The sequence below is a fragment of the Pseudomonadota bacterium genome, from assembly GCA_010028905.1.
Taxonomy (GTDB): Bacteria; Vulcanimicrobiota; Xenobia; order RGZZ01; family RGZZ01; genus RGZZ01.
On sequence record RGZZ01000317.1, the window covers coordinates 1 to 5927 of the forward strand.

Annotated in this window: 6 protein-coding genes; 5 read left to right on the forward strand and 1 reads right to left on the reverse strand. The window is 67.9% G+C overall.

All coding sequences use genetic code 11. The features are described 5' to 3' along the window. The coding region (locus EB084_17875) for a hypothetical protein (GenBank protein NDD30128.1) at positions 1 to 186 on the reverse strand (186 nt) is incomplete at its 3' end. Positions 187 to 543: 357 nt separating this feature from the next. On the opposite strand from EB084_17875, the gene EB084_17880 reads away from it, so the two are divergent. From EB084_17880 to EB084_17900, 5 genes are all read left to right on the forward strand, one after another. Continuing rightward, positions 544 to 1464, forward strand: coding sequence for a mycothiol conjugate amidase Mca (locus tag EB084_17880; GenBank protein NDD30129.1), 921 nt, complete (start codon positions 544 to 546; stop codon positions 1462 to 1464). Continuing rightward, on the forward strand, positions 1247 to 2374 hold the full coding sequence (gene mshD / locus EB084_17885) for a mycothiol synthase (GenBank protein ID NDD30130.1): 1128 nt from the start codon (positions 1247 to 1249) through the stop codon (positions 2372 to 2374). Before EB084_17880 ends, mshD begins: the two co-directional genes overlap by 218 nt. Before the next feature lie 77 nt (positions 2375 to 2451). Then, entirely contained in the window at positions 2452 to 3597 is a 1146-nt protein-coding gene (locus EB084_17890) for a cysteine--tRNA ligase (GenBank protein ID NDD30131.1), read from the forward strand. A gap of 154 nt (positions 3598 to 3751) precedes the next feature. Then, positions 3752 to 5407 carry a hypothetical protein gene (locus EB084_17895; protein NDD30132.1) on the forward strand — a complete coding sequence of 552 codons (1656 nt, stop codon included), beginning with the start codon at positions 3752 to 3754 and terminating at the stop codon, positions 5405 to 5407. 42 nt (positions 5408 to 5449) lie between these two features. Beyond that, positions 5450 to 5927, forward strand: a 478-nt coding sequence (locus EB084_17900; protein NDD30133.1) for a hybrid sensor histidine kinase/response regulator, incomplete at its 3' end; no start/stop codon positions are given.

A 5927-nucleotide genomic window follows, 5' to 3' on the forward strand; every position in this document is an offset into this window, starting at 1 on the left:
CGGCGTGATGTATACCGTCGGCCCCGGCACCGGGACCTCGATGGTGGCGATCACCGTCTGGGTGGCCACGGGTGCGCTTCCTCCGCTCGTTGCGCCGCCCCCTCCGCCAGAGCACCCCCCCAGCAGCATCGTCAGCAGGATGATCGCCAGTGAAAGCGCGCTCGGAGCCTTGCGTTTCGCGTGCATGCGGGTAGACCGCCCTTTCGCTTGAATCATGAGGCTGCGCCAGTGCGGTGCGGTCTCATCTCTGCTGTCGCCGGTAGCGGGCACATGGATGCATGACATGGTGCACAAGCGGGGCGCCAAATGATGTCGCCTGGCCTGTGCTCAAGATGTGTTCCCTGTTCTGGGATTATCGCTGGGCTAATGATGGATACGGGGATGGGTGTGCGACATCCTCTTGGCGCTTGGCGAGAGTCGATCTGCGCTCTCGTCCAGGGCATGTCTGCTGGCTTGCCCGTGACGCGGTGGCTGGCGGGGGGGTGACAGGAGCCGTGGCGGGCGCGACAGAATCCCCTGGGTATGTCAACGTTTGATTCCACCCTGAACGGTGGCCTGTGCCTGCTCACCGTGCACGCCCATCCGGATGACGAGGCCTCGAAAGGGGCGCCCACCTGCGCCATGTACGCGTCGCAGGGGGTGCGCACCGTGCTGGTCTGCTGCACCGGTGGCGAGGAGGGAGACATCGGCAACCCTGCGCTGCTTGCGCCCGGGCAGCCCTTTCACGGTCTCGATGAGACGCAGACCCGCAGCCTGCTCATCGAGACGCGCCCCCGCGAGCTCGCGGCCTCGGCGGCCATCATCGGGTTCTCGCGGGTGGCGATGCTCGGCTATCGCGACTCCGGGATGGCCGGTTCGCCCGCCAACGAGCACCCCGACTGCTTCCATCGCGCCGCCCTCGACGAGGCGGCTGGCCGCCTGGTGCGGCTCATCCGCGAGGAGCGCCCGCAGGTGATGATCACCTACAGCGACGACCAGCGTGGCTATCCCCACCCGGACCATCTCAAGGTGCACGACGTGAGCCTGCTGGCCTTCGAGCGAGCCGGTGATGCGGCGTGGTATCCGGAAGCGGGAGACCCCTGGCAGCCGCTCAAGCTCTACTACTCGATCTGGGCGCGCCGCCGCCTCGAGGCGGTGCACGATGCCCTGCTGCGGCTGCGCGGCAGCTCGCCGTTCGACGAGCGCTGGCTCGAGCGCATGAATCAAGATCATCGCGTCACCACCCGCCTGCACGTCGGCGACTGGCTTGAGGCCCGCAGCGGCGCGCTGCGGGCGCACGCCACCCAGATCGATCCGGCGGCCCCGTTCTGGTTCGGCCTCTCCGACGACGAGCTGCGCGAGGTCTATCCCTACGAAGACTGGGCGCTGGCCCGCAGCCACGTGCCGATGGTGGGGGGGGGCGACGGCGAGCACGAGACCGACCTGTTCGCGGGGCTGCGAAGCGGCGTCGCCACGCCCTCGTGATGTCTGGAGCGAGACGTCGACGCTCCCGTCAGATGAGCGCGAGGCCGTGCTGTCGTACCTCGATGTCCTCGAGCGCGATCTCGGGCGCGAGCCCATCGACGGATCGTTTCGTCGAGCCATCGCCCACGGGGGCGAGGGCCATCACTGGCGGCTCGATGTGTTTGACAGGTCCGCGGAGGCGCGACGAGACCCGCCGGGCTCGGCGGCGGTGACCCGCACGGCGAAGGGGTATGCCTACGCCACGGTGAGCGATGTGCCCACGGTCGAGATGGCCGGCGGCGGGTTCGATCCGGGTCTCCTGACGGCGCTTCTGGGCCGTCATGCCGCCGTCAAGTGGTGGCTGCGCGGCGATGCCCCTTTCAGTGACGGCGGTGAGGTGCTGCGCACCTTGCTCTACATGACGGTCGATCTGCCCGTTCTGGTGAAGCCTCTGCCCGATGGGTTCACGGTTCGTGCGTTCCGCCCCGGTCGTGACGAGGCCGCCTGGATTGAGCAGAACAATCGCGCCTTTGCAACGCATCCGGACCAGGGCGGCTGGACGCACGAGCACCTTGCTGAGCGCATGCGCGAGCCATGGTTCGACCCGACGGGCTTTCTGCTCATCGAGCACGCAGGTCGCCTGGCCGCGTCGTGCTGGACGCGGGAGCACCGCCGCGCAGGTGGCGAGCGGCTGGGCGAGATCCATGTCATCTCGGTCGACCCCGACGAGCAAGGCCGCGGACTGGGGGCGGTGGCGGTGACCCTCGGGCTCGATCACCTCTGGCGCGCGGGCATCACGAAGGCGATGCTGTACGTCGACGGGGCAAGCACCGCGGCGGTGGCCCTGTATCGGCGTCTGGGCTTCGAGACAGCGCGATGTGATCGGCTCGTTTGCTTCACGCGTCCGGCGAGCGGGGAGGAGACGGCATGAGCGATCTGGAGACCTCCCCCACGCAGCAGCAGCGATCCGAAGGGCAGGCGGCCGCATCGAGCAGCCTGGCGCCGCCGATGCAGCTCTACGACACGTCGCGCCGCGCCGTGGTGGCGTTCACTCCCGGCCGCGACGTGAGCATGTACGTGTGCGGCATCACGCCCTACGACGCGACCCACATCGGCCACGCCTTCACCTTTCTGGCCTACGACGTGCTGGCGCGTCGGCTCGTCGATCGCGGGCACGCGGTGCGCATGGTGCGCAACGTCACCGATGTCGATGATCCCCTGTTCGCGAAGGCGAGAGACCTCGCTGTCGACTGGCGCGACCTCGCTGACCGCGAAGAGGCCCGCTTCGAAGCCGACGTGGCTGCCTTGGGGCTGCGTGACGTGGAGGCCCGTCCCCACGTCTCATCGTCGATGGCCGACATTGCGGCCTACGTGCAGCGCCTCATCGAAGCGGGGGTGGCCTACCGGAGCGGGGGTTCGGTGTACGCCGACGTCGCGCGGTTCTCTCGCTTCGGGGAGGTGTCGCACCTCGATGGCGATGCCATGCTGGCGCTGGCGCGCGAGCGGGGCGGCAACGTCGATGACGTGAACAAGCGAAACCCCCTCGACTTCGTGCTGTGGCAGCCGTCGGCGCCCGATGAGCCCACGCATGACGCGCCGTGGGGCGCCGGACGGCCGGGCTGGCACATCGGCTGCAACACCTTCATCCTGCGCGAGCTCGGCCCCACCATCGATCTGCACGGGGGCGGGGCCGACCTGATCTTCCCGCACCACGAGTGCGAGCGCGCCATCTCCGAATCGGTGAATGCGGGTCTGTTCGTCCGGCACTGGATGCACGTCGCCATGGTCTGGAAGGACGGCCACAAGATGTCGAAGAGCCTGGGCAACCTTGTCTTCGTCGACGCCCTGCGCGAGCGCCACGATGCACGGGCCATCCGCCTGGCGCTGCTGGCCCACCACTACCGTGCCGAGTGGTCGTGGACCGATGACGTGATGCCTGCCGCCGAGATTCGGCTGCAGGCGTGGCAGGCGGCTTCCCGGGCGTCGGCGTCGGCGGGTGCGGCGGCCAGCGAGCGTGCTCTGCTCGTCGAGGTTCGCGTGGCCCTCGACCACGATCTCGACACCCCTCGGGCGCTTCGGGCCATCGATGCGGCGGCGGCCCAGGGTGTCGTCGTGGCAGCGGCCGCGGGCCTGCTGGGGGTCACGCTTTCCTAGCGATCCCGGTTCTTGCGGTCAGCCCCTGGCCAGAAGGGCGCGTGGGTTCGCCCCGCTCATGTTTCGGTCGTGCTCGCCGCGGGTATGATGCCGAAGTATCTCTTTCTGCCCGTGGTCGCACCTCACGCTCAGGGCTCGATTGGCCGGTTTCTCAATGCACAGACGTCCCGTTCTGGTCTCCATCGCCCTGGCGCTCCTGGTGCCATTCATCTGCGTGACCTTCTTGGTGGCGCAGAGCCGGGTGGCCGTGCGCCAACGAACGGCTGCGCTCGAGCAGATCGCCCATCTCAAGGTCGATCAGACCTCTGACTGGCTCGAGGAGCGGCAGGGAGACGCCAAAACGCTCTTCTCCTCGAAGGGGCTGATCCCGTTCGTGCAGCGCTTCCTCGACAGCCCTCACAATACTGAAGCAGCGGCGTACGTACGTGAGCGGATGGAGGTTCTTCGCACATCCTATCCCCACGGCTTCAGCGCCGTGATGCTTCTCGAGGCGAACGGTCGGGTGCTTCTCAGCAGCGGTGCGAATGTTGGCCTCAGCGCGGTCACGCAGGCGCTGGTGCGCGAGGCCGCTGTCGGGCGAAAGGTCACTCACAGCGACCTGTACGACGCGGGCGAGGGCGTGCAGCAGATGGACTGGGCGGTTCCGCTCATTCCGTTGGGGGACGGGTCGGCTTTGCCCATCGGGGTCATGGTGATGCGCGCCGAGGCGCAACGGGTTCTCTACCCCGTGCTGACAACCTGGCCGGAGAGCAGCGCGAGCGGCGAGACCGTGCTGCTGCGTCGCGATGGCGACGCGGTTCTGTACTTGAAGAATCCGCGCTTCCTGGGGGAAGAAAAGCCGAATCTGCGCCTTCCGCTGGCCACGCCGGGTCTTCTGTCGGCTCAGGCTGCGACGCGGGGCGGAGCCGGTTCGTCGCAGGGCGTTGATTACCGAAACCAACAGGTTCTGGGGGCCTGGCGCGAGGTCCCAGGCACCGGCTGGGTTGTGCTTGCCAAGGTCGATCGCGACGAGGTTCTGCGTCCTGTCTGGGCGACCCTCGGTTGGATCGCAGGGAGCGGGCTCGTGGGCGTGCTGGCGGTGGGCGTGGCGCTGAACGCGCTGCTGGCGCATCAGCAGCAACTGAAAGATCTCGAGGTGCTGGCCGAGAAGGGGCGTACCGAGCCCCTGCTGGCTGCCCTCGGCAACAACCTTCCCAACGGTTTCATCTATCAGTACGTGGTTCCGCTCGAAGGTCCGGGGCACGTGACCTATATCAGCGCCGGGGTCGAGCAGACCCTGGGGCTCAAGCCCGCCGAGGTCATGGCCGATCTCGGCTGCCTCTTGTCTCGCATGACGCCGGAGAGCCTGGCGCGCTGGCGCGAGGCTCAGGCACGGGCGACGCGCGAGCGCCGCATCTATCAGGACGTGCTGCAGTTCGAGGGGGTGGGCGGGCGGTTGCTGTGGCTGCAGGTGCAGTCGCGGCCCCGTCTGCTGCCCGGTGGGTCGATGGCCTTCGACGGCAGCGCCCTCGACGTCACCGAGAGCAAACGCCTGCAGAGCCAGCTGGCCGACCATCGCCGTCAGCTCGAGCAGCAGGTGAAGGAACGCACAGAGGCGCTCGAGGTGGCGCTCGAGCGTGTGCGGTGCAGCGAGGCACGCTACGCGCAGGCTGTCGACGCCACGCGCGATGGTCTGTGGGACTGGAACATCGACACGGGAGAGGCCTTTGTCAGTCCAGGGTATTCGCGCATGCTCGGCTACGAGCCGGATGAGCTGGGCACGTCGGCAAAGGCGCTTCTCTTCGATCGCCTTCACCCCGACGACAAGTAACCGCTCACCCGAGCCATCGACGAGCACCTGCTGCGGGAGGGCGTGTACGAGATCGAGTTCCGTCTGCATGCCCGGGATGGCTGCTATCGATGGATCTTGTCCCGCGGCAAGGTGGTGGAGCGCGAACCGAGCGGTCGACCGACGCGGGCTGTCGGAACCCACACCGACATAACGGCACGCAAGGTGCTCGAGCTCGACCTGAAGCGCGCCAAGGAGCAGGCCGACGTGGCGAACCGGGCCAAGAGCACCTTCCTGGCCAGCGTCAGCCACGAGATCCGCACGCCGCTCAACGCCATCACGGGCTATGCCCATCTGCTGCAGGGCAGCGTCATGGCTCCCGACGATCTCGACACGCTCGACAAGATCAATCGGGCCAGCGAGCACCTGCTGCGCCTCCTCAACGACGTGCTCGATCTGTCGAAGATCGAGGCGGGCAAACTGGCGCTCGTTCGGGGGCCGCTCACCCTGGCCCGCGTGCTCGACGACGCGGTGGTCATGATGCGCGCGCGCTTCGATGCGA